Annotated in this window: 23 protein-coding genes; 18 read left to right on the top strand and 5 right to left on the bottom strand. The window is 69.0% G+C overall.

The window, feature by feature from the left end; translation table 11 throughout:
• The first annotated feature begins 1 nt into the window (after position 1).
• The 9 genes from MOX01_RS15295 to MOX01_RS15255 all read left to right on the top strand — a co-directional run bounded on the left by MOX01_RS15295 (position 2) and on the right by MOX01_RS15255 (position 8,380).
• Entirely contained in the window at positions 2-922 is a 921-nt protein-coding gene (locus MOX01_RS15295) for a 1,4-dihydroxy-2-naphthoyl-CoA synthase (protein WP_046747434.1), read from the top strand.
• Positions 923-953: 31 nt separating this feature from the next.
• Positions 954-2,108, top strand: coding sequence for an AMP-binding protein (locus tag MOX01_RS15290; RefSeq protein WP_141370402.1), 1,155 nt, complete (start codon positions 954-956; stop codon positions 2,106-2,108).
• 44 nt (positions 2,109-2,152) lie between these two features.
• On the top strand, positions 2,153-2,944 hold the full coding sequence (locus MOX01_RS15285) for a class I SAM-dependent methyltransferase (RefSeq protein ID WP_046747327.1): 792 nt from the start codon (positions 2,153-2,155) through the stop codon (positions 2,942-2,944).
• Between the two features lie 61 nt (positions 2,945-3,005).
• Positions 3,006-4,184 (top strand): sensor histidine kinase, encoded by a 1,179-nt coding sequence (locus MOX01_RS15280; protein ID WP_058630478.1) that lies wholly within the window; start codon positions 3,006-3,008, stop codon positions 4,182-4,184.
• Entirely contained in the window at positions 4,181-4,816 is a 636-nt protein-coding gene (locus MOX01_RS15275; RefSeq protein ID WP_061017172.1) for a response regulator, read from the top strand. The genes MOX01_RS15280 and MOX01_RS15275 overlap by 4 nt, the downstream gene beginning before the upstream one ends.
• A gap of 144 nt (positions 4,817-4,960) precedes the next feature.
• Positions 4,961-5,722, top strand: coding sequence for an ABC transporter ATP-binding protein (locus MOX01_RS15270; RefSeq protein ID WP_046747330.1), 762 nt, complete (start codon positions 4,961-4,963; stop codon positions 5,720-5,722).
• Positions 5,719-7,179, top strand: a complete 1,461-nt coding sequence (locus MOX01_RS15265) for an ABC transporter permease (protein WP_141370400.1) — start codon at positions 5,719-5,721, stop codon at positions 7,177-7,179. Before MOX01_RS15270 ends, MOX01_RS15265 begins: the two co-directional genes overlap by 4 nt.
• 18 nt (positions 7,180-7,197) lie before the next feature.
• Entirely contained in the window at positions 7,198-7,857 is a 660-nt protein-coding gene (locus MOX01_RS15260; protein ID WP_141370398.1) for a 2-phosphosulfolactate phosphatase, read from the top strand.
• 100 nt (positions 7,858-7,957) lie between these two features.
• Entirely contained in the window at positions 7,958-8,380 is a 423-nt protein-coding gene (locus tag MOX01_RS15255; RefSeq protein WP_046747333.1) for a DUF3054 domain-containing protein, read from the top strand.
• Between the two features lie 7 nt (positions 8,381-8,387).
• Here MOX01_RS15255 and MOX01_RS15250 read toward each other — a convergent pair whose 3' ends face one another.
• From MOX01_RS15250 to MOX01_RS15235, 4 genes are all read right to left on the bottom strand, one after another.
• Complete coding sequence (locus MOX01_RS15250) at positions 8,388-8,876, bottom strand: SprT-like domain-containing protein (protein WP_061017169.1); 489 nt, start codon at positions 8,874-8,876, stop codon at positions 8,388-8,390.
• Positions 8,877-8,922: 46 nt separating this feature from the next.
• Complete coding sequence (locus MOX01_RS15245; RefSeq protein WP_046747335.1) at positions 8,923-9,450, bottom strand: hypothetical protein; 528 nt, start codon at positions 9,448-9,450, stop codon at positions 8,923-8,925.
• 156 nt (positions 9,451-9,606) lie between these two features.
• Positions 9,607-10,467: a spermidine synthase gene (locus MOX01_RS15240; RefSeq protein WP_141370396.1), complete on the bottom strand. Its 861-nt coding sequence runs from the start codon at positions 10,465-10,467 to the stop codon at positions 9,607-9,609.
• A gap of 37 nt (positions 10,468-10,504) precedes the next feature.
• Positions 10,505-11,776: an LCP family protein gene (locus MOX01_RS15235; RefSeq protein ID WP_141370394.1), complete on the bottom strand. Its 1,272-nt coding sequence runs from the start codon at positions 11,774-11,776 to the stop codon at positions 10,505-10,507.
• Positions 11,777-11,926: 150 nt separating this feature from the next.
• On the opposite strand from MOX01_RS15235, the gene MOX01_RS15230 reads away from it, so the two are divergent.
• From MOX01_RS15230 to MOX01_RS15210, 5 genes are read left to right on the top strand one after another with little or no spacing between them, the layout of a single operon-like run.
• Positions 11,927-13,216: a sugar ABC transporter substrate-binding protein gene (locus tag MOX01_RS15230; RefSeq protein WP_061017163.1), complete on the top strand. Its 1,290-nt coding sequence runs from the start codon at positions 11,927-11,929 to the stop codon at positions 13,214-13,216.
• Between the two features lie 15 nt (positions 13,217-13,231).
• Positions 13,232-14,206: a carbohydrate ABC transporter permease gene (locus MOX01_RS15225; RefSeq protein WP_058630487.1), complete on the top strand. Its 975-nt coding sequence runs from the start codon at positions 13,232-13,234 to the stop codon at positions 14,204-14,206.
• Positions 14,203-15,036, top strand: a complete 834-nt coding sequence (locus MOX01_RS15220; protein WP_017828171.1) for a carbohydrate ABC transporter permease — start codon at positions 14,203-14,205, stop codon at positions 15,034-15,036. Before MOX01_RS15225 ends, MOX01_RS15220 begins: the two co-directional genes overlap by 4 nt.
• Positions 15,033-16,565 (top strand): glycoside hydrolase family 3 N-terminal domain-containing protein, encoded by a 1,533-nt coding sequence (locus MOX01_RS15215; protein WP_141370392.1) that lies wholly within the window; start codon positions 15,033-15,035, stop codon positions 16,563-16,565. Before MOX01_RS15220 ends, MOX01_RS15215 begins: the two co-directional genes overlap by 4 nt.
• Positions 16,566-16,578: 13 nt before the next feature.
• Complete coding sequence (locus tag MOX01_RS15210) at positions 16,579-17,445, top strand: MurR/RpiR family transcriptional regulator (protein ID WP_046747341.1); 867 nt, start codon at positions 16,579-16,581, stop codon at positions 17,443-17,445.
• 108 nt (positions 17,446-17,553) lie between these two features.
• On the opposite strand, the gene MOX01_RS15205 is transcribed toward MOX01_RS15210, so the two are convergent.
• Positions 17,554-18,474: a sugar kinase gene (locus MOX01_RS15205; protein WP_141370390.1), complete on the bottom strand. Its 921-nt coding sequence runs from the start codon at positions 18,472-18,474 to the stop codon at positions 17,554-17,556.
• Between the two features lie 163 nt (positions 18,475-18,637).
• Between MOX01_RS15205 and MOX01_RS15200 the strand changes: the two genes are divergently transcribed.
• From MOX01_RS15200 to MOX01_RS15185, 4 genes are all read left to right on the top strand, one after another.
• Positions 18,638-20,311, top strand: a complete 1,674-nt coding sequence (locus tag MOX01_RS15200; RefSeq protein WP_141370388.1) for an ABC transporter substrate-binding protein — start codon at positions 18,638-18,640, stop codon at positions 20,309-20,311.
• An 86-nt stretch (positions 20,312-20,397) separates the two neighbouring features.
• Positions 20,398-21,402, top strand: coding sequence for an ABC transporter permease (locus MOX01_RS15195; protein WP_058630491.1), 1,005 nt, complete (start codon positions 20,398-20,400; stop codon positions 21,400-21,402).
• Positions 21,403-21,436: 34 nt separating this feature from the next.
• Entirely contained in the window at positions 21,437-22,402 is a 966-nt protein-coding gene (locus tag MOX01_RS15190) for an ABC transporter permease (protein ID WP_021199008.1), read from the top strand.
• Complete coding sequence (locus MOX01_RS15185) at positions 22,399-24,114, top strand: ABC transporter ATP-binding protein (protein ID WP_170224287.1); 1,716 nt, start codon at positions 22,399-22,401, stop codon at positions 24,112-24,114. The genes MOX01_RS15190 and MOX01_RS15185 overlap by 4 nt, the downstream gene beginning before the upstream one ends.
• Positions 24,115-24,329 lie beyond the last annotated feature (215 nt).

Raw genomic sequence — 24,329 nt, 5'->3', positions numbered from 1 at the left:
CGTGACCGATGCCTTCGTCTCCGACCTGTTCGACCCGGCCGAATGGGTGCTCGCGCCCGGCGCCGAGGACTACACCGACATCACCGCGCATGTCTCGCGGGACGGCGGAGTCGCGCGCATCGCCTTCAACCGGCCGGAGGTGCGCAACGCCTTCCGTCCGCACACGGTCGACGAGCTCTACCGTGCCCTCGACATCGCCCGACAGGATGCGCGCATCGGTGCGGTGCTGCTCACGGGAAACGGACCGAGCCCGAAGGACGGCGGCTGGGCGTTCTGCTCCGGTGGCGACCAGCGCATCCGCGGTCGCGATGGATACAAGTACTCCGACGCCGAGACGGCGATCGTCGACGGGGCGAGCCGCGCGGCGGTCGGTCGACTCCACATCCTCGAGGTGCAGCGGCTCATCCGCTTCATGCCGAAGGTCGTCATCGCGGTGGTGCCGGGGTGGGCGGCCGGCGGCGGCCACTCCCTGCATGTGGTGTGCGACCTCACGATCGCCTCGGCGGAAGAGGCGCGTTTCAAGCAGACGGATGCGGACGTCGGCAGCTTCGACGCCGGATACGGCTCTGCATACATGGCGCGTCAGACCGGACAGAAGTTCGCCAGAGAGGTGTTCTTCCTGGCGGAGGAGTACTCCGCACAGCGCGCGTACGAGGCCGGTGCGGTCAACCGCGTCGTGCCGCACGTCGACCTCGAACGCGAGGCGCTGAAGATGGCGCGCACCGTGTTGACCAAGTCCCCGACCGCCATCCGGATGCTGAAGTTCGCCTTCAACGCGGTCGATGACGGTCTCGTCGGCCAGCAGGTCTTCGCCGGCGAGGCCACTCGCCTCGCCTACGGCACCGACGAGGCCGTCGAGGGGCGCGACTCCTTCCTCGAGAAGCGCGACCCCGACTGGTCGTCCTTCCCCTGGCACTACTGAGTCCGTCGGTCCCACAGAGTCGGAGACACGCATGACCGCCCTGATCCCCACAGATGCCGAAGACCCGGTTCTGCTGCGGGAGGCCCTGCAGCGGGCGCTCGACGGCGGCCCCGCTCTGGGGCTGGGGATGGTGGCCGATGCCCCGGAGAACGTGGCGGACGGACTCGCGGCGGTGATCGCGACGTCGGGATCGAGCGGCATCCCGAAGCGCGTCGCCCTGAGCGGTGAGGCGCTGAGGGCGAGCGCAGAGGCGACGGCGGCACGGATCGGCAGCGGCCGCTGGCTGCTCGCACTGCCCGCCGGCTACGTCGCCGGGCTCCAGGTGCTCGTGCGGTCGATCCTCGCGGGTACGCAGCCCACACGGATCGAGGGGCGATTCTCGCCGCAGGTCTTCGCCGAGGCGACGTACGAGATGATGCGGCCGTCGTCGAGCACGGGGATGCCCGACCTGTACACCTCGCTCGTGCCCGCCCAGGTCTCGACGCTGCTCGACGCCGCGGACGAGACGTCGGTCCGTGCGGCCTTGACGGCGTATCGGGCGATCCTCGTGGGCGGCCAGTCTCTTCCCGAGCCGCTGCGCGAGCGAGCAGCCGACCTCGGGGTGCGACTGGTGCGCACCTACGGTTCGACCGAGACCAGCGGGGGATGCGTCTACGACGGCGTACCGCTCGACACGGTCGGCGCCCGCACGGTGGACGGAGAGCTGCGCATCGCCGGTCCCATGCTCGCCGAAGGATACCTGGGAGATGCGGCACTGACCGCGCGCACCTTCGTGCGTGATGAGCACGGCATCCGCTGGTACCGCACCGGCGACCTCGGCCTCGTCGAAGACGGCACCGTGCGCGTGCACGGCCGGGCCGACAACGTGATCGTCTCCGGCGGCATCAACATCTCCCTCGACCGTGTGGAGCGGGTCGTCCGCCGCGTCCCCGGTCTCCACGAGGCCGTGGTGGTCGGCGTGGAGGATGAGCGGTGGGGCGAGGCATCCGTGATCGTGGCGGCGCGGGGGGAGGTGCTCCGGCGCAGCGAGTCCGAGCAGCTCGCGCACGCCCGGGACGCGGTCGAGGAAGAGCTCGGCAAGCATGCCAGGCCCGCACGGTTGATCGTGGTCGACGAGATCGACGTGCTGTCCTCGGGCAAGCCCGACCGCGAGTCCCTCCGACGGATGGTCGCCGAGCTGCGCTGAGGCGTGCCACGACCGGTCTCGAAGCGCTCTGCCAGACTGACCCCATGGCCTCGTACACGCATGGACACCACGAAACCGTCCTCCGCTCGCACAACGTCCGCGACATCGCGAACTCCGCCGAGTACCTCCGTCCGCACCTCGGGGCCAGCACACGACTTCTCGACGTGGGCGCAGGTCCTGGGAGCATCACGGTCGACTTCGCCGGCATCGTGGCGCACGTGACAGCGACGGAGATCGACGAGAACGCCCTGTCCCTCTCGGAGCGGCTCGCCGCCGATCGCGGCCTCACGAACCTGTCGTTCTCCGTCGAAGACGTGCACGCGCTGAGCTTTCCCGACGAATCCTTCGACGTCGTGCACGCGCACCAGGTGCTCCAGCACGTCGGCGACCCCGTGCAGGCTCTGCGCGAGATGCGCCGCGTCACGGTTCCGGGCGGCGTCGTCGCCGCACGCGATGCCGACTACGCGGGCTTCGTGTGGTTCCCCGTGCTGCCGGAACTCGACCGGTGGCTCGCGCTGTATCGCGCCGCGGCCAGGGCCAACGGCGGAGAGCCGGATGCGGGACGACGGCTGTTGGCCTGGGCACGCGCTGCGGGCTTCACCGACATCTCGGCGACGGCGTCGACCTGGTGCTACGCGTCTCCGGAGGAGCGGGCTTGGTGGGGCGGCATGTGGGCCGACCGCATCCTCGAATCCGCGCTCGCACGGCAGCTCGTCGACAGCGACATGGCGACGCCCGCTGATCTACAGGAGATCAGCGACGCCTGGAAGCGCTGGGCAGATGACGGCGACGGCTGGTACCTGGTGCCGCACGGCGAGATCGTCGCACGCGCCTGACCCGGCACGGATACATCCCTCGACGGATGCCCACGCGCAGACGCTCGCGTAGCGTGGGGGAGTGATCCGCCCGCTCTCCCGCACCGCGCTGATCCTCGACATCGTCGGGGCGGCGTTGCTCTTCCTCGTGCTCGCACCGATGTCGCTGGTGTTCTACGGGCCCGTCACGGACAACCCGGCCGTCGGCGGCGCGGCGATCGTGATCCTCGTCTTCGCGAGCGTGCTCATGTCCGGCGCCGTCGCCATCGGACGGCTCGCGCCCGGATGGGCGTTGGCCGCTGCCTGGGCCGGCGCCGTGCTGCAGATGATCGCCGGTTTCGGGCCGCTGCCGATCGACGTCGCGATCCTGCTGGTGCTGTACGCGACCTCCGCCTGGGGGACGCGCCGGGTGCTCTGGTGGGGATTCGGTTCAGCGCTCTTCGGCGGTCTCGTGGCCGCCGTATTCATGGTGATCGTCAACGGTGTGGCGTTCGGAACCGGCGACGGATGGCAGAAGATCACCACGGGGACGCTGCTCCTCGTGCTCTCGGTCATGGCGCTCGGCTTCGCCTGGGTGTGCGGCCTGCTGTGGCGTGTCGTGCTGCGCGCGCGCCGAACGAGGTCGGCCCAGCTGCAGGCCGAGTCCCTCGCCGCCGAGGAGCAGGAACGGGTGCGCATCGCGCGCGACATGCATGACGTCGTCGCGCATTCGCTGGCCGTGGTGATCGCCCAGGCGGACGGTGCCAGGTACGCGGCCGCGGTGCAGCCCGAAGTGGCGACCGAGGCTCTCGGCACCATCGCCCAGACCGCGCGCGGAGCTCTGAGCGACGTACGGATGCTGCTCACGCAGTTGCGGCATCGACAGGGCGACGGTCCGCAGCCGACGCTCGCCGACCTCGAGGCGCTGTTCGCGCAGGTGCGGCAGGCCGGGATCGAGCCGCGCGTCACCGTGGATCCGATGCCGCCGGGGGAGCCGCCCGCCGCGATCCAGCTCGCCGTGTACCGCATCCTCCAGGAGGCGCTCACGAACGCGATCCGCCACGGAGACGGCGCGGTCGACGTGCACATCGCCTGGCTTCCCGACCGCGTCGACGTCGATGTGCGGAACACGGTCGCGAGCGAGGCGACCTCCGTCCCCGGCGGACACGGGCTCATCGGCATGCGTGAGCGTGCGCAGCTCGTCGGCGGTAGTCTGCAAGCCGAGCGCAGAGGGGCACAGTTCGTCGTCCACGCCACGCTCCCGATCGGAGTCTCCGAATGATCAGAGTCGTGCTCGTCGACGACCAGGCGCTCTTCCGTGCCGGAATCCGGATGCTCATCGCGTCACAGCCCGACCTCGAGGTGGTCGGCGAAGCCGGCAACGGCCAGGAGGCGATCGACGTCGTCCGCACGACCCGCCCCGACGTGGTGATGATGGACATCCGGATGCCGGTGATGGACGGGCTCACGGCGACTGCGGAGATCCTGGCCCGCCCTGATGCCCCGCGCGTCGTCATGCTCACCACGTTCGATCTGGATGAGGCAGCGGCGAGGGCGATCCGGCAGGGCGCGAGCGGATTCCTCCTCAAGGACGCCGACCCCGAGTTCCTGCTCGCGGCGATCCGCACGGTGCACTCCGGGTCGAGCGTGATCGCTGCTTCGGCGACCCGCGATCTCTTCGAGCACTTCGCCGAGGCTCCCAAACCCGTTCCGCCGCAGTATGCCGACCTGACGGACCGGGAGAGGGAGATCTTCGCGCTCGCGGCCCGAGGGCTGTCGAATGCCGAGATCGCGAGCCGGGAGTACCTGAGCGAGGCGACGGTGAAGACGCACATCAGCAGGATCCTCAGCAAGCTGGCGCTGCGCGACCGGGTGCAGCTCGTGGTGTTCGCCTTCGAGCACGGCCTCGCCTGACGCAGACATCCCCTGACGCACGTCTCGCCTGACGCACGTCTGGCCTGACGCACGCCTGGGTGTGACGGGATCATCCTTGCGATGTATGCCGATGCGCCCCGCGGGCGATGACCCGCCATGGGCGGCGGAAATAGCGTCGGGGACATGGAGATCACGACCACCGACCTGGGGCTCGCCGCCCGCGTCCAGCACCTGAAGAAGACCTACGGCTCCGGCGAGGGCACCGTCCACGCACTGGACGACGTCAGCGTGGGCATCCGCCGCGGGCAGTTCACCGCCATCATGGGGCCTTCGGGTTCCGGCAAGTCGACCCTGATGCACATCATGGCGGGACTCGACAGCCCGACCGAGGGACGCGCGTGGATCGGCGACACCGAGATCACCGGCCTGGGCGACATCGACCTCACCATCCTGCGGCGTCGCCGGGTCGGCTTCATCTTCCAGGCCTTCAACCTCGTCCCGACGCTCGACACCCTCGGCAACATCATGCTCCCGTTCGAGCTCGACGGTCGCCGTCCGAGTGCGATCGAGCGCGCGCGCATCGACGGGCTCGTCGAGACGCTCGGCCTGGGCTCGCGGCTCTCCCACCGTCCGCACCAGTTGTCCGGCGGTCAGCAGCAGCGTGTCGCCATCGCCCGCGCCCTCGCCACGGCACCCGACCTCGTGTTCGCCGATGAGCCCACCGGCAACCTCGACTCGAAGACCGGCCGTGAGGTGCTGCGCCTGCTCGCCACCGCGAGCCGCGAGCACGGGCAGTCGATCGCGATGGTCACGCACGACGCGATCGCCGCCAGCCACGCCGACCGTGTGCTCTACCTCGGCGACGGACGCATCGTCGCCGACCACCCCCGTCAGACCGCTGAGGAGATCTCGGCCTACATGCTCGCCGCGGAGGTGGCCGCATGAGCGCCGTCGCCACGGTCGTCCCCGAGACTCGGGCGACCGGACCCCGACTCGCGTGGCTGCGCGACCGCGGGATGGGGGCCAGCATCCTGGTCGCGGCACTGTCCGCGGCGTTCGGCGTGCTCCTCGTGGAGATCACCGCCTACATCGGCGCCGTGCTGCAGAACGATCCGTTCATCGGCGACAGCGAGACTCTCGCCTTCGTCGTCGCCCTGCTCTCCGTCCTGTTGACCGTCGTCGCGATGTACGTCGCGGCCATCGTCACCGCCAACACCTTCTCGACGATCATCGCCGGTCGTACGCGGCAGATCGCGCTCATGCGCCTGATCGGTGCGACCGCGCGCTCCCAGCGCGCCGAGGTCGGCAAGCAGGGACTCGTCGTCGGACTCCTCGGAGCAGCGATCGGTCTGCTGGTCGGGATCGGGCTCGCGGCCGTCGGAGTGCAGATCGGCGGGCAGCTGATCACCAATGCCCCGTCCGATTTCTCCCTCGCTCAGCCCTTCGTGGCGCTTCCGGCGATCGGCGTGGCCCTCACGACATGGGCGGCGGCGTGGGCCGGTTCCCGACGCGTGCTCGCGGTGACCCCGCTGCAGTCGCTGGGCGGTTCGGTCGAGCGCACCCTCGACGAGGTCTCCGGCAAGCCGGGCCGGCACATCGGCGCCTGGGTGCTGCTCATCGCCGGTGCGCTGCTCCTCGTCGGCGGGATTCTGGTGGGGCTCATGACGCCGCTCGGCGTCGTCGTGGCGTTCGTCGGCGGTGTGCTCTCGTTCACCGGCCTCGCTCTCGGATCCGTGCTGTTCATGCCGCCCGTGCTGCGTCTGGTCGGCCGGATGTTCGGGTCGAGCGCCACCGCTCGCCTCGCCGCCGAGAACGCGCTGCGCTACCCCGAGCGTTCGTCGCGGATGGCGATCGGCGTGGTGATGGGTGTGACCCTGGTGACGATGTTCGCCGTGGCCTTGGAATCGGCCAAGGCGCTGATGATGAGCCAGTCGACGGGAGAGGTCCCTCCGGAGTTCTTCGCCCCGATGGACGCTTTCGCGGCGGTGATGATGGTGCTGGTCGCCGTCTCCGCGGTGATCGCCGCTGTCGGCCTCGTGAACCTCCTCACGATCGGAGTGGTGCAGCGACGCAGGGAGCTCGGACTGCTGCGCTCGATCGGTCTGTCGAATCGCCAGGTGCGACGGATGGTGCTGCTCGAAGCCACGCACATCACGGTCGCGGCGACTCTGACGGGCCTCGTGCTCGGGGTCGTGTACGGCTGGATCGCCGCGCAGTCGCTGCTCGGTTCGGTGCCGACGTTGCCGAACTTCACGCCGGCGGGGCTCGTCGCGCCCCAGATCCCGTGGGTTCCCGTGGTCATCATCGTCGTCGCGACGGCGGTGCTCACGCTGGTGGCGGCCGCGACGCCGACGCGACTGGCGACCAGGGTGGCCCCGGTCGAGGCTCTCGCAGCCGACTGACGCCTCTAGGCTGGTCGGGTGCCGTCGCCGTTCGATCAGTCCACGTATCAGGTCCGCCTCGACTGGGGGACAGCAGGTCTCGACCGGCTCGCCGGCGCCGACGTCGTCGTGGTCGTCGATGTGCTGAGGTTCTCCTCGATCGTCGTCGACGCCGTCGCGTCCGGCGCCGAGGTCGGTGTGGCCGAGGCGGAGACCTGGTCGCGCAACGGCGCGGCGGTCGCGGTCGCGGCCTCCCGCGGATCGACGGTGCTCGTGGGAAGCATCCGCAACGCCGGCGCCGTCGCTCGCGCGGTGCAGACCATCCAGGAGCGTCGGCAGGCACGCACCTCCGTCGCCGTCATCGCGGCCGGCGAGCTCGACGAGAACGAGCTTCTCCGGTTCGCCGTGGAAGACCAGCTCGGTGCGGGCGCGGTCATCGCCGCGCTCTCGGCTCGGGGCATCGATCACACGGCCCCGGACGCCGCGGTCGCCGCCGAGGGGTTCCACGCACTCCGCGCCGCCGTGCGGCATATGGTCGGGGCGAGCGGTTCCGGGCGGGAGATCGCGGGCGGCGTCGCGGCGACGGCCCGCATCGAAGCAGCAGGACTGACACCCACCACGGTCGCCGACGCGGCGGTGCTCGACGCGGTCGACGTCGTCCCCGTGCTGCGTGATGGGGTGTTCACCCGCTTCGAGTGATGTCGCCTGGCCCGTCCGGCGCGATCCTGCCGGCACGCAGATGTGTGCCGGATGCCGCGGGGCAGGCCCCGGTGTGGGCGAGGACACGTAGGGTCGTGTCATGAGGTACCTTCCCGCTGTCGTCGTCGACGTCGTGCTCGTGCTGATCTTCGCGGCGATCGGTCGCGCCTCCCATGACGAGAACCCCGCAGGGTTCCTCCTCACGGCATGGCCGTTCCTGATCGCCCTCCTGGTGGGGCACGCCCTCGCGGCCCTGTTGCCTGGTCGACCCCGCCGCCCCTGGTCATTGCTGTGGGGCGCGGTGGTCTGGATCGTGACGGTCGCCGGTGGCATGCTCATCCGCGTGCTGAGCGGTGATACGGCGGAGGTGCCCTTCATCATCGTCGCGACGCTCGTGCTGGGGGTGTTCCTGGTCGGCTGGCGCGCGATCGCGGCGCTGGTGCGTCGTCGGCGCAGCTCGGCGGAGAGCATCGACGGATCCGCACCGGTCGAGACGGAGGGCGTCGACGACTCCGACAGGTGAGTCGCGGTCAGCGCGGGAGCTGCGCGGCGAGCCGCACGTCGCTCGTGATCTCACGTCGGGTCCAGGCGAACAGGTGCCGGGAGTCGAATGTGCGCGAGCAGCGTGCACACGACGTCGGCCTCGTGGGCCGGCGGTGCCGGTACGTGACGTGCCCGGCGGGGCAGCTGCCCACCCAGGGCGCGAGCTCCACCGCCGTCTCGCCGTGATGGGTGGTGCCGCCGACGTAGCCGAGGTCGCGGGCGACGCGCTTCCAGATCGGTCCGTGGGCGGCTTCGTGGCCGGCGAGGGCGTGCGCGACCTCATGCAGCAGCACCTGGTGGATGTCGTCATCGTCGAAGCGCGCGGCGAGGTAGCGAGACACGGTGATCCGCTTCTTCGTGTAGTCGCACTGACCGGCCCGACGCTTGGCATTGTCGAAGCCGAACGACCAGCTGTCGTCGAGATGCAGCGTGATCAGTGCCTCGCCCCAGACGCGCACACGGTCAAGTTCCGCCATGCGATCAGGCTAAGCCATGCCGGTGACATCGCGGCCGCGCCGGGCCTCAGCCGGGGATGAGCTGCGGTGGGCGCCGACGCTCGACCGCTTCGATCGCCAGGAGCGCGGTCTCGAGCTCGCTGTCTTCGGCCCCGGACTCGCGACGCAGGAACAGCGACTGCTTGAAGCTCTCGCGCGCGGTCTCGTAGTCGCCGGCGTCGTAGGCGTTCTTGCCATGGTGCTGGTACGCGAAGGCCGCGATCGACAGCCACCGCTGGCCCTCGGCCTCGGCGGCGCAGGTCGCGAGCTCCTGTTCCGCTGCGGCGTGCGCACCCCGATACTGCAGGATCGTCGCATGCAGCACGCGTGCGCGAAGCACGTCCTTGCGAGTCCCCGCCATGCGCGCCTGGCGCACCGTCTCGTCCGCCAGCGCGAGCGCCTCATCGAGGCGGTCGAGCACCTTCAGCAGCCACACGCGCTCCAGCAGAGCGGGCAGGCTGCGCTGCGAATCGATCTCCGCGAGACGGGCCTCGCACTCATCGAGATCGACCTTTTCGCGGAGGGTCTCCTGGTCGTATCCCCGGATGAAACTCATTGCTCTCCTTCCGCAGCGTCCCCACCCAGTCTGCCTTCCGTGCGCGGGGTCCACCCGACGGCGCGCCCTGGTCCGCCGCATCCTGATTTCGACACGCCGCCATCGCTTTCCGGGGGGCGCCGTCCGAGCCGCTCGCGCGCGGGAGCGGGCGGTGCGTCAGCGCAGGAACAGCGAGGCGTCCGGCCGCGGTGAGGCGACGGCGTCGGCATCTGTCACGATCCGCGCCCCCTGGATGAAGGCGTCGACCTCGGCGCCCTGAGCGATCTTGGCGGGATGGGGGCCCGCGGCCAGGATGCGCGGCAGCCACTCCGTCGGCAGGGGAGCGGCGGAGGCGGCGATGACGAGATTCCCGAAGCGCCGGCCCTTGAGCACCTGGGTGTCGGCCAGGATGCCGACCTCCGGAAGCACGTCCGCGATCGTCGCGGCCTGGCGGCGGGCGAAAGCGAGTCCCGGCCCGTCGGCGACGTTGACGAGGAGCACCCCGCCCGGGGCCAGCAGCTCTGCGAGTTCCCGGTAGAACTCGACGCTGGTGAGATGCGCGGGTGTCTGCGCACCCGAGTAGACATCGGAGACGACGAGGTCGCAGCTCGCGCGGAGCGCGCTCGGCAGCTTGGCGACTCCTTCGCGGGCATCGCCGATCCTGATCCGGATCGGCGCTCCCTTCGGCAACGGGAGGTGTTCGCGCACCAGCTGCGCGAGCGGAGCCTCGAGCTCGATCACCTGTTGACGTGAGCCGGGCCGCGTCGCGTCGATGTAGCGCGGTACGGTCAGCGCGCCGGCCCCGAGGTGCACGGCGGTCAAGGGGCCGGGGTCGAGCTGATCGATGACCGCGCCCATGCGGACGATGTACTCGAAGTGCAGGTGCGTCGGGTCGTCGAGGTCGACATGGGACTGCGGGGTGCCGTCGACGATGAGCTCGAAGCCGCTCGTGAACTCCGAGGGCACGATGCCGGCGATGCCGCCGTGGTCCAGCCGGACCTGGGGATGCTCGGTGTCGCGCGATCTCGTCCGGCCCATGGGCACGAGCCTACGCGCTGCTCAGCGTCTCAGCGGCTCAGCGCTGCTTGCCGTTCGCACACGTCTCCTGATCGACCGTCTGACCGGAGATCGCCGAGTCGAGCGTCGCACGGGGAGACGGCGCGTCCGTGGCAGGAGCATCCGTCGCCGGCGGATCCGTCATCGGAGCCTCGCCTTCCGTGCCCGGCGCAGGTTCGACGAGTTCGACGCCCCCGTTGTTGCTGACGTCGCCGGTGAGCTGCACGGGCTGACCCGCTTTCAGAGCGTCCCAGATGGTCGCGGCGGCCTGCTCGTTCGGGATCACGCGGTCGGAGTCGTCGGGGTCGGCGAAGACCGGGTACTGGAGGAACACGAACTCGGAGAACGGCACGTCCTTGATCGACAGGGCCAGCTGGGCGAGCCGGATGGGGTTTCCCAGCTCGACGCTCGGATCGATGTTGTCCACGATGGTGTCGGCGAGCCCCAGCACCTTGCCGGGGTCGGACAGCACCTCGTCGCTCATGATCTTCTTCACGAGGCGGGACATGTACTGCTGCTGGTTCGACACGCGCGCCATGTCGCTCTCATCGCCGACGCCGTGCCGCGTGCGGATGAATTGCAGGGCCTCGTAGCCCGACACGGTGCGCAGACCCGGCTCCCAGTCGAGCGCGGTGTGCCGGTCGCGGATGCCGTCGCCGCCGATGCACACCTCGACGCCGCCGATCGCGTCGGTCACCTCCATCACGCCGTCGAAGTCGATCTTGGCGGCGAAGGGGATCTCGATCCCGGTGAGCTCGGTGACGGTCTTCGCGACGCAAGACATCCCGGCGTTCTGATAGATCGAGTTGATCTGCGTCTTGCGGGTCTCCGAGGCGATCGATCCGTCTTCTCTGGTGCACTCCGGCGTCGGGATCATGAGGTCGCGGGGAAGCGAGACGACGGTGACGTTGCGCGGCTCCGCCGAGACGTGGACCAGGAGGTTCACGTCGTTGAGGATCCCACCGTCGGCCTTCGAGCAGCGCTCGCCCAGCAGACCCGTCGACACGGCACCGCATTCGTCGGTGCCGAGGACGAGGATGCTGAACTCCCCGGGGTAGGCGCTGATGGACGGCGGCTCCACCTCGGGGGCATCCTCCAACGCGACGGCGCCCTCGTTGAAGCGGTTGAAGTAGTCGGTGACGACGAACGCGGCGACCGCGATCGCGGCGACGAGGATGACACCGACGGAGATCCCGGCGATCTTCAGGAATCCTCTGGCGGGCTTCTGAGCGGGGCGTGTCGCGTGGCGAGCGACCGTCGAGCGGTCGTTGTCAGGAGTGCGGCGAGCCATCCGGGGAGCCTACCGGGGGAACCTGATGTTACGGCCACATGACGATTGTGAGAGGAACTTGCAGGTAATTAGTTAGTCGTGGATACTTTTTCCTAACCCCCGGTGAGTACCCGATGCTTGCCAGGACTTTTCAAAGAGGAGATCCCCGCAATGCACAAGCGCATTCTCTCGGCTGTGGCGCTCGGCGCCGTGGCCACGCTCGCCCTCGCCGGTTGCGCCGGCGGCAGCGACACCGGCTCCACCGACGGCAAGGGCCAGGAGCTCACCGTCTGGATCATGAAGGGCACCAACCCCGACGCCTCCGCCTTCTACGACAAGGTGTCCGACGCCTTCGAGAAGGAGACCGGCGCGACGGTCAAGATCGAGGAGATCCAGTGGGCCGACGCCCACGACCGCTTCGTGACCTCCATCGCCGGTGGCACGACCCCCGACATCGCCGAGACCGGCACCACCTGGACCGCGGAGTTCGCCGACGCCGGCGCGCTCGAGCCGCTCGATGAGTACGTCGACGCCGAGAAGGGCCTCCGCGACGACCTCGTCGAGGGCCTCGAAGTCGCCGGCACCTACGACGGCGAGCTGTACGGCATGCCGTGGTACGCGGGCGTCCGCTCGCTGGTCTACCGCGCCGACGTGTTCGAGGAGCTCGGTCTCGAGGCTCCGAAGACGTGGGACGACATCGTCGCCGCGGGTGACGCCATCAAGGCGGCCAAGCCCGACATGCTCCCCTTCCCGGTTCCCGGTGACGCCGAGTTCCAGGTCTACCCCTGGGTCTGGGGCGCCGGCGGCGAGATCGCCACGAAGGACGGCAAGACCTGGACCAGCGAGCTCGACAGCAAGGAGTCGCAGGCGGGCATCGAGTTCTACACGGGCCTCGCCACCGAGCACGGCTTCTCCTCCGCAGGTGCCACCACCTGGAAGGAGACCGACCTCCGTGACGCGTTCACGCAGGGCAACGTCGCCATGATGCTCTCGGGCTCGTGGACGCCGAAGTCGCTCATCGAGGCGAACCCCGACCTCGAGGGCAAGATCGGCGCAGCCGTCATCCCGGGTGAGGACGGCGGTATCGCTCCGTCCGTGCTCGGCGGATCACACCTCTCCGTGTTCAACACGACCAAGAACGCCGACCTCGCGTGGGAGTTCGTCAAGCTCATGACCACCGGCGAGTTCGCCGAGCAGTGGTCGAACGAGACCGGCTACTTCCCGGGCGTCCAGTCCGCGATGGAAGAGGCGCTGGCCTCGACCGACCCGCTGGTCGCACCGTTCGCCGAGCAGATGGTCGACGGTGGCGCATCCGTCCCGGTCACCCCGAACTTCGGCGCCGTGCAGGCGAAGAAGACGACCAACTCCATGATCCAGGCCATCCTCAGCGGGCAGAAGGACGTCGCGACCGCGACGAAGGACGCCGCCGCCGAGATGACCGAACTCCTCAACCAGAAGTAAGGAAGCATTCCTTCCATGTCGATGGTGCAAGCGCCACTGCCGGCCACGGAAGCGGAGTCCCCCTCCGCTCCCGTGGCCGGCGGCCGGAAGCGACGCGGTCTCTCGATCGTCGCGGCCCGCCCCTGGCTCCTTCTCGCGCCCGGGCTGGCCATCCTCGCGGTGCTCATGCTCTGGCCGCTCATCCAGGTGTTCATCTACTCGCTGCAGGACTACGGTCTGCGCGAGATCAACACCGGGGAGAACAACTGGATCGGTCTCGACAACTACGTCGAGGCGCTCACCAACCCGACTCTCTGGACGGTGGTGCTGCCGAACACCGTCGGGTTCGCCGCCGTGGCCGTGTTCGTCACGGTCGCCGTCGGCACGCTCGTGGCGCTGCTGCTCGCGCGGCTGGGCACCACCTGGCGCGTCATCGTCTCCAGCTGCATCATGGTCGCGTGGGCGATGCCCGCGGTGACCGGCACGTATGTCTGGACCTTCATCTTCGATGCCGACCGCGGCATCTTCAACACCGTCCTGCGCGACCTCGGCCTGATGGACGATCCCGTGAACTGGTTCACGAACCAGTGGTCGTTCTACGCCATCGTGCTCCTCAACGTCGTGCACCACGGCTTCCCGTTCGTCGCCATCACGGTGCTCGCCGGCCTGCTGGGCGTCTCGAAGGAGATGCTCGAAGCCGCAGCGCTCGACGGCGCGGGCGCCTGGCGCCGGTTCTGGAAGATCATCTTCCCCACGCTCAAGCCCGTGTTCTCGGTCGTGATCATCCTCTCCACCATCTGGGACTTCAAGGTCTTCGCGCAGGTGTACCTCATGCCCGGTGGTGGCGGTGGCAACCGTCAGGTGCTGAACCTCGGCGTCTGGTCGTACGTGGAGTCCTTCGGCCAGAACCGGTACGGCTTCGGTGCGGCTCTCGCCGTGCTGCTCACGCTGGTGCTGATCGGCATCACGATCGTCTACATCCGCTCCCTCATGAAGGAGGACGAGCTGTGAACCCGCGTCCGAGGCTCCGCTCCCGCATCGGAATCGGGATCGCGGTCGCCGCCGTCCTGATCTTCACCCTCTTCCCCGTCTACTGGATGGTCTCCAGCGCCTTCGACGGCAAGGCGTCCAGCGGTGGACAGTCGCTCCTCCCGCAGGAGTTCACGTGGGACAACTTCGCCTTCGTGCTCACCGACGGCGGATTCGGCACGTACCTGCGCAACTCGGCGATCGTGGCGCTCGTCACGGTGCTCGTGAGCGCTCTGGTGTGCCTGCTCGCCGCGGTCGCGGTTGCACGCTTCAAGTTCAAGTTCCGCACCACGATCCTGATGATGATCCTGATCGTGCAGATGGTGCCGCTCGAAGCGCTCGTCATCCCGCTGTTCCTGCAGGTCAAGAGCCTCGGTCTGCTCAACAGCATCCTCGGCCTGATGGTCGTCTACGTCGCGCTCTCCCTCGCCTTCGGCATCTGGATGCTCCGCGGCTTCGTCGCCGCCGTTCCCGTCGAGCTCGAAGAGGCTGCCTACATCGACGGTGCGAGCTGGTGGCGGATGTTCCGCTCGGTGCTGCTGCCGCTGGTCATGCCGGGCCTCGTCGCCACGAGCATCTTCAGCTTCATCACCGCATGGAACGAGTTCATCTTCGCGATGACCATCCTGGGTGCGCAGACCGACCAGTACACGGTCTCGATCGGTCTGAAGTCGTTCTTCGGCCTGCACTCCAACGACTGGGGCAGCATCATGGCCGCGTCGACCATCATCACGGTGCCCGTCATGATCTTCTTCGTGCTGGTGCAGCGCAAGCTCGCCTCCGGCATGGTGGCAGGAGCGGTGAAGGGATGACCGACGAGCTCGAACGTCTCGCGAACGGCGTGCTGTGGCCGGGCTTCTTCGGCACCGAGGCGCCCGCGTGGCTGCGCGACGAACTGCGTGATGGACTGGCCGGAGTCGTGTACTTCGGGCAGAACGTCGGAGAGGGCCTGCCTGCGTTGAGCGCCCAGATCCTCGACGCGAACCCGAATGCCCTGATCGGCATCGACGAGGAGGGCGGCAGCGTCACCCGGCTCGAGTCCGCCACCGGGTCGACGGTTCCCGGTGCCGCGCAGCTCGGCCTGCTCGACGATCTCGTCGCCTCGGAGGAGACCGGAGCGGAGTTGGCACGTCGTGTGCGTGCGGTCGGCGCCAACGTCGTGCTCGGTCCGGTCGCCGACGTGAACACCGACCCCCGCAACCCGGTCATCGGCGTTCGCGCGTTCGGTGACGACGAGGCGCTCGTCTCCCGGCACGTGGTCGCGACGATCGACGGCATCCAGGACGGCGCGGTCGCGGCGTGCGTGAAGCACTTCCCGGGTCACGGCGACACCCACATGGACTCGCACCACTCGCTTCCCGAGATCACGCTCGACCTCGAGGAGTTCGAGCGTGTGCATCTGGAGCCGTTCCGCGCGGCGATCGATGCGGGCGTCGATGCCGTCATGACCGCTCACATCGTGGTCCCGGCTTGGGGCGAGCAGCCGGCCACCCTCAATCCGCGTGTGCTCGGCATGCTGCGTGACTGGGGCTACGACGGCGTCATCATCACTGATGCTCTCGACATGGCGGCCATCCGCGAGACGGTCGGACTCGGCGGGGGAGCGGCCATGGCCCTCGCCGCCGGAGCCGACCTCCTGTGCATCGGAAACCCGACCAACCCCGGAGATGCGGCTCTGCCCGACCAGGACGAGCAGGACTTCCGCGCGGCGAGAGACGGGATCGTCGCCGCTCTCCGTGGCGGCTCGCTCCCGCGTGAGCGCGTCGAGGAGGCAGCAGCCAGGGTCGCTGCGCTCGCGACCAAGCTCCGCTCCGCTGCGGTCGCGGTAGAAGCCACGCAGGAGCCCACAGGCGACTTCGACGCCGCCGGGATCCTGCGCCGAATGGTGACGATCTCCGGAGGTACTCCCGAGGTGTCGACGGAGCTCGCCGTCATCGATGCGCGTCGCCGATCGACACTGGCGGTCGACAGCGCAGGTTCGTACGTCGCGAGTGCGCTCGCGGAGGAGGGCCTGCGCGTGCGTCTCGACGTGACGTCCGCGCCGCTGTCCGAGCAGGACCGGGTGCTCGACGAGATGGCGGCCGCGGCGGCCACAGCCTCCGCGACGACCGTGCTCTTGATCGACCGGCCGGACACCGACGCGGCGCAGCGGGCACTCGTCGAACGCGCTGCCGTGCGCGATCCGCACGCTGTGGTCGTCAACGTGGGGCTTCCGACGGCGCAGCCGTTGCCCCTGCCGACCGTGGAGGTCGCCGCAGCCAGTAGGCTCGGTGCCCAGACGGCGCGTGAAGCACTCCTCGGACGCTTCACGGCGCAGCAGAGGATGACCAGCGCCGGCTGAGACAGGACCCTCCATGGACGATGACGTTCTCGCTCTGGTGCGGCGCTCCCTTCCCAAGGTGAGCGCCGCAGAGGCGCGCGTCGCGGAGAAGATCCTGGGCGACCCGACCCTGGTCGTCGACCTGGCGATCAACGACCTCGCCCAGCTCTGTCAGACCTCGCTCTCGACGGTCGCCCGCTACGCCCAGTCCCTCGGATACAGCGGCTACCGCGAACTCAGGGTCGCGGTCGCCCGCGCGATCACCCTGGAGCAGGCGCAGCAGGCACGGTTCGGTCTGGACACCACCGCGATCGACCCCGACGACGGTCCGAGCGCGATCGCCGCCAAGCTCGCCGCCCAGGAGATCGACGCGATCGAGAAGACCGCGCTCGCCCTCGACGCGGCCGCGCTCGACAGGGTCGCCCGTGCGGTCGTCGATGCCCGGCACATCGATCTCTTCGGCCAGGCCGCGTCATCGCTGACGGCGCAGGACCTTCAGCTGAAGCTGTCGCGCATCGGCTGCTCCGTCTCGCACTCGGCCGACCCGCACCTCGCGGTCACGACGGCTTCGCTGCGCAGTGCCGCCGACGTGGCGATCGCCTTCTCCCATGGCGGCGAGACCACCGAGACACTGCGTGCCCTCGAGGTCGCGCGCGACGCCGGTGCGCTCGCGGTCGCGGTCACCAGCGCTGCGGACTCGCCTGTGGCACTGGCGGCCGATGTCGTGCTGCTCACGCACGCGCACGAATCCCCCTTCCGGATGGCCGCGATGTCGAGCCGCATCGCACAGCTCGCGCTCGTCGATGTGCTCTTCGTGCGGGTCGTGCAGCACCGCGGGGAGCCGGTCGCCGTCTCGCTGCAGCGCACTCACGACGCGGTCCCGGCCCGGCGTCGCAGCTGAGGCCCGGCGTCGCAGCTGAGGCCCGGCGCGAGAAGCACCGGTGCGAGAAGGCAGGCTCGAGAAGGCCCGGCGAGAAGCACCGGTGCGAGAAGGCACGCTCGAGAAGGCTCAGTCGACGTGGTCGCGGGTGCTGACCAGGGCGCGGGTCGCGATGCGATGTCCGCGCGCGAGGCTCCCCGTCAGCGAGAGGCCGGTGAGCACCCCGGCGAGGAAGCCGGCCGCGAAGGCATCGCCTGCGCCGATGGTCTCCACCACGGGCGCATCGAGCGCGTCGCTCTCGGCGGTCTCGGTGCCGTCGAACGCCACGGCACCGCTCGCGTCGGTGATGAGCAGATGGCGCGGGTGGGGGAACAGGGCGCGGATCCGCTGCGGCTCGCTCGTGCCGAACACGGCCTCCGCGTCGGGTCGGGTGCAGAACACGATGTCGGCGCGGGATGCGAAGTCCGCGACGATCCTGCGGCCCTCGGCCTCGCGTCCGAGCCAGAGCGCGGGTCGCCAGTTCACATCGAAGCTGAGCAGGCGGCCGGGGCGTCGCTCCGTGAACAGCGCTTCCTGGGCGGCGAGGGCTGTGGCCGACAACGCGGGTGTGATCCCCGAGGTGTGCACGAGCGCCGCATCGCCGAGGAGTGCGGATGCCACCGGCGTCGTGAGCGTCCGGGGCGACAGGGACGCGGCGGCCGACCCGGCACGGTAGTAGTGCATGGTGCCGTCGACGGCACCGTCCTCCCGTGCCGACAGCTCCTTCACGTAAAGCCCGGTGGGTGCGTCGCCGTCGACCTCGACCGCGGAGTCGTCGACGCCGTGGGCGCGCAGCTCAGCGGTGAGGAAGCGCCCGAAGCCGTCGTCACCGACGCGGGAGAGGACCGACGTGCGCACACCTGCCGACGCCAGAGCGATCGCGGTGTTCCACTCCGCCCCGGCGAGGGAGCGGTGGAAGGTCCGGCAGTCCTCGAGCGGACCCGCGGTGGCGGCGACGAGGGCGACCATGCCCTCTCCGAAGCAGACGGCGAGCGGAGTGGTGTCTGGCACGATCTGGACACTACCGGATCGATGCCGGTCCCGCCGATATCGGATTGCAACCTGGATGCGTTTGGTATCTGAGGATCTGCTGGGTACCGTCGAGTCATCACCGTCACCGAGGCGAGGAAGCCTCGGGACGCGCAAAGAAGCGCCCGACAGGGAAGGTCACACAATGCACCAATCAGTCAAGCGTCGGCGAGGACTCATCGCCGTAACCGGAGCCTCGATCGCGGCGCTCGCGCTCGCCGGCTGCGTCGCCAGTGAGCGTGGCGACGAGGGCTCGGAAGGATCGGGCGACGTCGACGGGACGTTCGTGTTCGCTGCGTCCTCGGACCCGGCGAGCCTCGACCCCGCCTTCGCGCAGGACGGCGAGAGCTTCCGCGTCTCGCGCCAGATCTTCGAGGGTCTCGTCGGCACCGAGCCCGGCACCGCCGACCCGGCACCGCTGCTCGCCGAGTCGTGGGAATCGTCCGAAGACGGCATGTCGCACACCTTCGAGCTGAAGAAGGACGTCACGTTCCAGGACGGCACGCCGTTCAACGCCGAGGCCGTCTGCGTGAACTTCGACCGCTGGTTCAACTGGACCGGTCTCGCGGCTTCCGAAGCCTTCGGGTACTACTACAACAAGCTCTTCAAGGGGTACGCCTCCAACGCGGCCGACGCCGTCTACAAGTCCTGCACCCCCGACGGCGAGAACTCGGTGACGATCGAGCTCAACAAGCCGTTCGCCGGCTTCGTCGCCTCGCTCTCGCTCCCGGCCTTCGCCATGCAGAGCCCCTCGGCGATGCAGGAGTTCGGTGCGGATGAGGTCAGCGGTTCCGCCGAGGCCCCGCAGCTGTCCGAGTACGCCATGGGCCACCCGGTCGGCACCGGCCCCTACGCCTTCGACGAGTGGGCGCCGGGCGAGCAGGTCACGCTCAAGTCCTACGACGGGTACTGGGGCGAGAAGGGGCAGATCGACGAGATCATCTTCCGCACGATCGACGACCCGACCGCACGCCGCCAGGCGCTCGAATCCGGCTCGATCGACGGCTACGACCTCGTCGGACCGGCCGACACCAAGGCTCTCGAGGACGACGGCTTCACCATGGTGTCGCGCCCGCCGTTCACGATCCTGTACCTCGCCTTCAACCAGGCGGTGCCGGAGCTGCAGGACCCGAAGGTGCGTGAGGCGCTCTCGTACGCGGTCGACAAGGACGCGCTGATCAGCCAGGTGCTGCCGGAGGGCACGCAGAAGGCCATCGAGTTCGTCCCCGAGGTCGTCAACGGCTACAACCCCGATGTCACGACCTACGACTACGACCCCGAGAAGGCGAAGTCGCTGCTGGCCGAGGCCGGCTACACCGAGGCGAACCCGCTGAAGCTCACCTTCAACTACCCGGTCAACGTGTCCCGTCCGTACATGCCGGACCCCGAGCAGATCTTCACCGTGCTGTCGTCGCAGCTGTCAGAGGTCGGCGTCGAGACCACCCCGGTCTCGGAGGAGTGGGTCGAATACCTCGACCGCACCACCGGCACCTCGGACCACGGCATCCACCTGCTCGGCTGGACCGGTGACTACAACGACACCGACAACTTCGTCGGCGTCTTCTTCGGCCAGCAGAGCTCCGAGTGGGGCTTCGACAACCCCGAGCTGTTCCAGAAGCTGAACGAGGCGCGCGGCGTCTCGAACCTCGAGGACCAGACGGCGCTGTACGAGGAGATCAACGAGATGGTCGCCCAGTTCATCCCCGGTGTTCCGCTCGCGCACCCGGCGCCGACCCTGGCGTTCGACCCGCGCGTGAAGAGCTACCCCGCCAGCCCGGTGAACGACGAGGTCTTCACGGACATCGTCCTCACCAAGTAGGCCTGACCACTTGATACGTCGTTCCCCGGTCCCACCCCTTCGGCGGGACCGGGGAACGACGTACCTTCTGATCGACGGAGATCTTCGTGCTGCGCACCATCGGCAGGCGACTGCTGTTCCTCATCCCCACCCTGTTCGGGCTCAGCATCCTGCTGTTCGCCTGGGTCAGGGCCCTTCCCGGCGGCCCCGCGGTCGCCCTGCTCGGCGAGAAGGCCACACCCGAGGCCGTCGCCAGAGTCAACGAGCTCTACGGCTTCGACAAGCCGCTCATCGAGCAGTACTTCATCTGGATCGGGCGGCTCCTCCAAGGAGACTTCGGAACCTCCATCCAGACCAACCGTCCGGTGACCGAGGAGTTCATGCGGCGCTTCCCCGCGACGCTCGAGCTCAGCGTGATGGCGCTCATCTTCGCGGTCGGCATCGGCATCCCGCTCGGATACTGGGCCGCCCGCCGCCACGGCAAGTTCACCGACCACGCATCCGTGGTGCTGAGCCTGATCGGCATCACCATCCCGGTGTTCTTCCTCGCCTTCATCCTGAAGTACGTCTTCGCGGTGCAGCTGGGCTGGCTGCCGTCGGACGGACGACAGAATCCACGAATAGACGCGACCCATCCCACCGGGTTCTATGTGTGGGACGGCATCATCACCGGAGAGTTCGATGCCGCATGGGATGCGATCCTGCACCTGATCCTCCCGGCGCTCGCGCTGGGTACGATCCCGCTCGCGATCATCGTCCGCATCACCAGGGCCAGTGTCCTGGAGGTGCAGAACGCGGACTACGTGCGCACCGGTCGGGCCAAGGGCGTCGGTGCGCCGACGCTGCGCAACCGCTTCATCCTGCGCAACGCCATGCTCCCGGTGATCACCACGATCGGCCTGCAGACCGGGCTGCTGATATCCGGGGCGGTGCTCACCGAGACGGTGTTCGCCTTCCCGGGCATCGGCTCGTTCCTGGCGAGGGCGATCTTCACCAGGGACTTCCCCGTCCTCCAGGGGTTCATCATCTTCATCGCGATCGCGTATGCGCTGATCAACCTGGCGGTCGACGTCTCCTACAGCTTCATCGACCCGAGAGTGAGGGTCCAGTGATGTCCCTCTCCATCGTCCGAAAGGAGGCGGTCGCATGACCATCGCACTCCCGCCCGCCCAAGGTCCCTCGGCGGAAAGCGGCGGCAGCATCGACACCGTCGCCATCGCCCAGGCCGACCTGAAGAACGGCTCCGGCGGCTTCTGGCGGGATGTGTTCCGCCGCCTCCGCCGCAATCCGACGGCATGGATCGGCGCGGCCATCGTGGTGGCGTTCCTGCTCATCGCCGCTCTCGCACCTCTGATCGCTCCCTACCCGGAGACGGCGCTGCCCGGCGCGAAGTACATCACGCCGACCTACATCCCGGGGCCGGGGGAGCTGCCGCAGTTCCCGCTGGGCCTCGACCGCTTCGGCGGCGACGTGCTGTCCAAGCTCATCTGGGGTGCGCAGGCGTCGCTCATGATCGGTGTCATCTCCACCGCGATGGGCCTGGTCGGCGGCATGATCCTCGGGTTGCTCGCCGGCACGTTCGGCGGATGGGTGGACACGCTCATCATGCGCATCGTCGACATCATCCTGTCGGTGCCGAACCTGCTGTTGGCCGTCTCGATCGCCGCGATCCTCGGGCAGACCCCGTTCGCGATCATGATCGCGATCGGGGCCTCGCAGGTGCCGATCTTCGCGCGGCTGCTGCGCGCATCCATGTTGCAGCAGCGCTCCAGCGACTATGTGCTCTCGGCGCAGACGCTCGGTCTCGGCCGCGGCAAGATCACCATGTCGCACGTGCTGCCCAACGCCATCGGGCCCGTGATCGTGCAGGGGACCCTGACGCTCGCCACCGCCGTGATCGATGCGGCGGCACTGTCGTTCCTCGGCCTCGGCGGAGGCCGCCCGGAGACGGCCGAGTGGGGGCGCATGCTCACCTACGCACAGGCCGAGCTCGCCATCGCGCCCTGGCTCGCCTTCCTGCCCGGCATCTGCATCGCCGTCACGGCGCTCGGCTTCACCCTGCTGGGTGAGGCGCTGCGCGAGGCGATGGACCCACGGACGAGGGCGCGATGAGCGCCGCGAAGGAGAAGCAGATGTCGACCGAGCCGTTGCTGTCGGTCCAGGGCCTCGCCGTGGACTTCGCCACCATGGACGGTGTCGTGCACGCGGTCGAGGGCGTCGACCTCGAGATCCGTCCCGGTGAGACGGTCGCGATCGTGGGAGAGTCCGGTTCGGGCAAATCCACCACCGCGATGGCCATCATCGGGTTGCTCGCCGGGGGAGGCCGGATCGCCTCCGGCAGCATCCGCCTCGATGGCAAGGAGATCTCCCGAGCGCCGGAGAACGAACTGCGCACGATCCGCGGCCGCGACATCGGCCTCGTGCCGCAGGACCCGATGTCGAACCTGAACCCGGTGGCGAAGATCGGCACACAGGTGGCGGAGACGCTGCTCGCGCACGGCCTCGCCACGCGGCAGAACGTGCAGGCGAAGGTGGTCGAGGCCCTGACCGCCGCCGGGCTCCCTGATCCGGCGCGGCGCGCGAAGCAGTACCCGCACGAGTTCTCCGGCGGCATGCGCCAGCGGGCGCTCATCGCGATCGGTCTGGCCTGCAAGCCGCGCCTGCTGATCGCCGACGAGCCCACCAGCGCCCTCGACGTCACCGTGCAGCAGACCATCCTCGATCAGATCGGGCAGATGACGCGCGAGCTGGGAACGGCGGTGCTGCTCATCACCCACGACCTGGGACTCGCTGCCGAGCGCGCGGAACGGGTGATCGTGATGCACCGCGGCAAGGTCGTGGAGCAGGGCGACGCCCGGCAGATCCTGGAGGATCCGCAACATCCGTACACGCAGTCGCTCGTGAAGGCGGCACCCTCGGTGGCGGCGGCCCGTCTGCGGCCGGAGGCGTTCCGGGTGCAGGAGCCGGTGGACTCGGCGACGGACGCTTCGACAGGATCAGCGACCCCCGGGGTTCCCGGCTCCCAGGGCTCGTCGAAGGGCAACATCGTCGAGATCGAGAACCTCACCAAGGTCTACCCGGTACGCGGCCGCGGGGAGGACTTCGTCGCGGTCGACGACGTGTCGCTGGTGATCCCGCGCGGGGAGACGGTCGCGATCGTGGGGGAGTCCGGTTCGGGCAAGACCACGACCGCGCGGATGCTGCTCAAGGTGATCGAGCCCACGAGCGGGCTGATCCGCTACGAGGGCAAGGACATCGCGTCGCTGAGCCGGGCGGAGACGAAGGACTTCCGCCAGCGGGTGCAGCCCATCTTCCAGGACCCGTACTCGAGCCTGAACCCGATGTTCACGATCGAGCGGCTGATCGCCGAACCGTTGGAGTTCTACAAGCGGGGGAGCACTGCGGATCGTCGCAAGCGCGTGCGGCAACTGCTCGACGACGTGGCGCTGCCGCAGTCCATGCTGCGTCGCTACCCGTCCGAGCTCTCGGGCGGTCAGCGGCAGCGCGTCGCGATCGCCCGTGCGCTCGCGCTCTCGCCCGATCTGATCGTGTGCGACGAGCCCGTGTCGGCGCTCGACGTGCTCGTGCAGGATCAGATCCTGAAGCTGCTCGGCGACCTGCAGCGGGAGTACGGCCTGAGCTACCTGTTCATCTCGCACGACCTCGCGGTGGTGCGGCTGATCAGCGACTACGTGTGCGTCATGAAAGACGGCAAGCTGGTGGAGGCCGCGACCTCGGAGGAGATCTTCACGAATCCCCGCGACCCCTACACGAGGCGTCTGCTGGCGTCGATCCCGGGCAACGAGCTGAACATCGCCTCCTGAGGCCCCGTTCGCCGACACCCATCCCGCCCGCCGAGACCCATCGCCGCAGACGTCTGCGGCGATGGGTCTCGGCGCTGACGGTGGGTGTGGACGACTCCGGCGGGGTGCCAATACCGCAGGTTCGAAGATTGGTCAAGGATTGCGCTTGCCATGTCGCAGAATCGTGCGTATAGTTGGTAGTTGCGCTCGCTTCTCCCTGCCCTCATATGGTGGTC

Source organism: Microbacterium oxydans (assembly GCF_006540085.1).
Taxonomy (GTDB): domain Bacteria; phylum Actinomycetota; class Actinomycetes; order Actinomycetales; family Microbacteriaceae; genus Microbacterium; species Microbacterium oxydans.
This window is presented reverse-complemented; position numbering and strand designations above follow the sequence as displayed.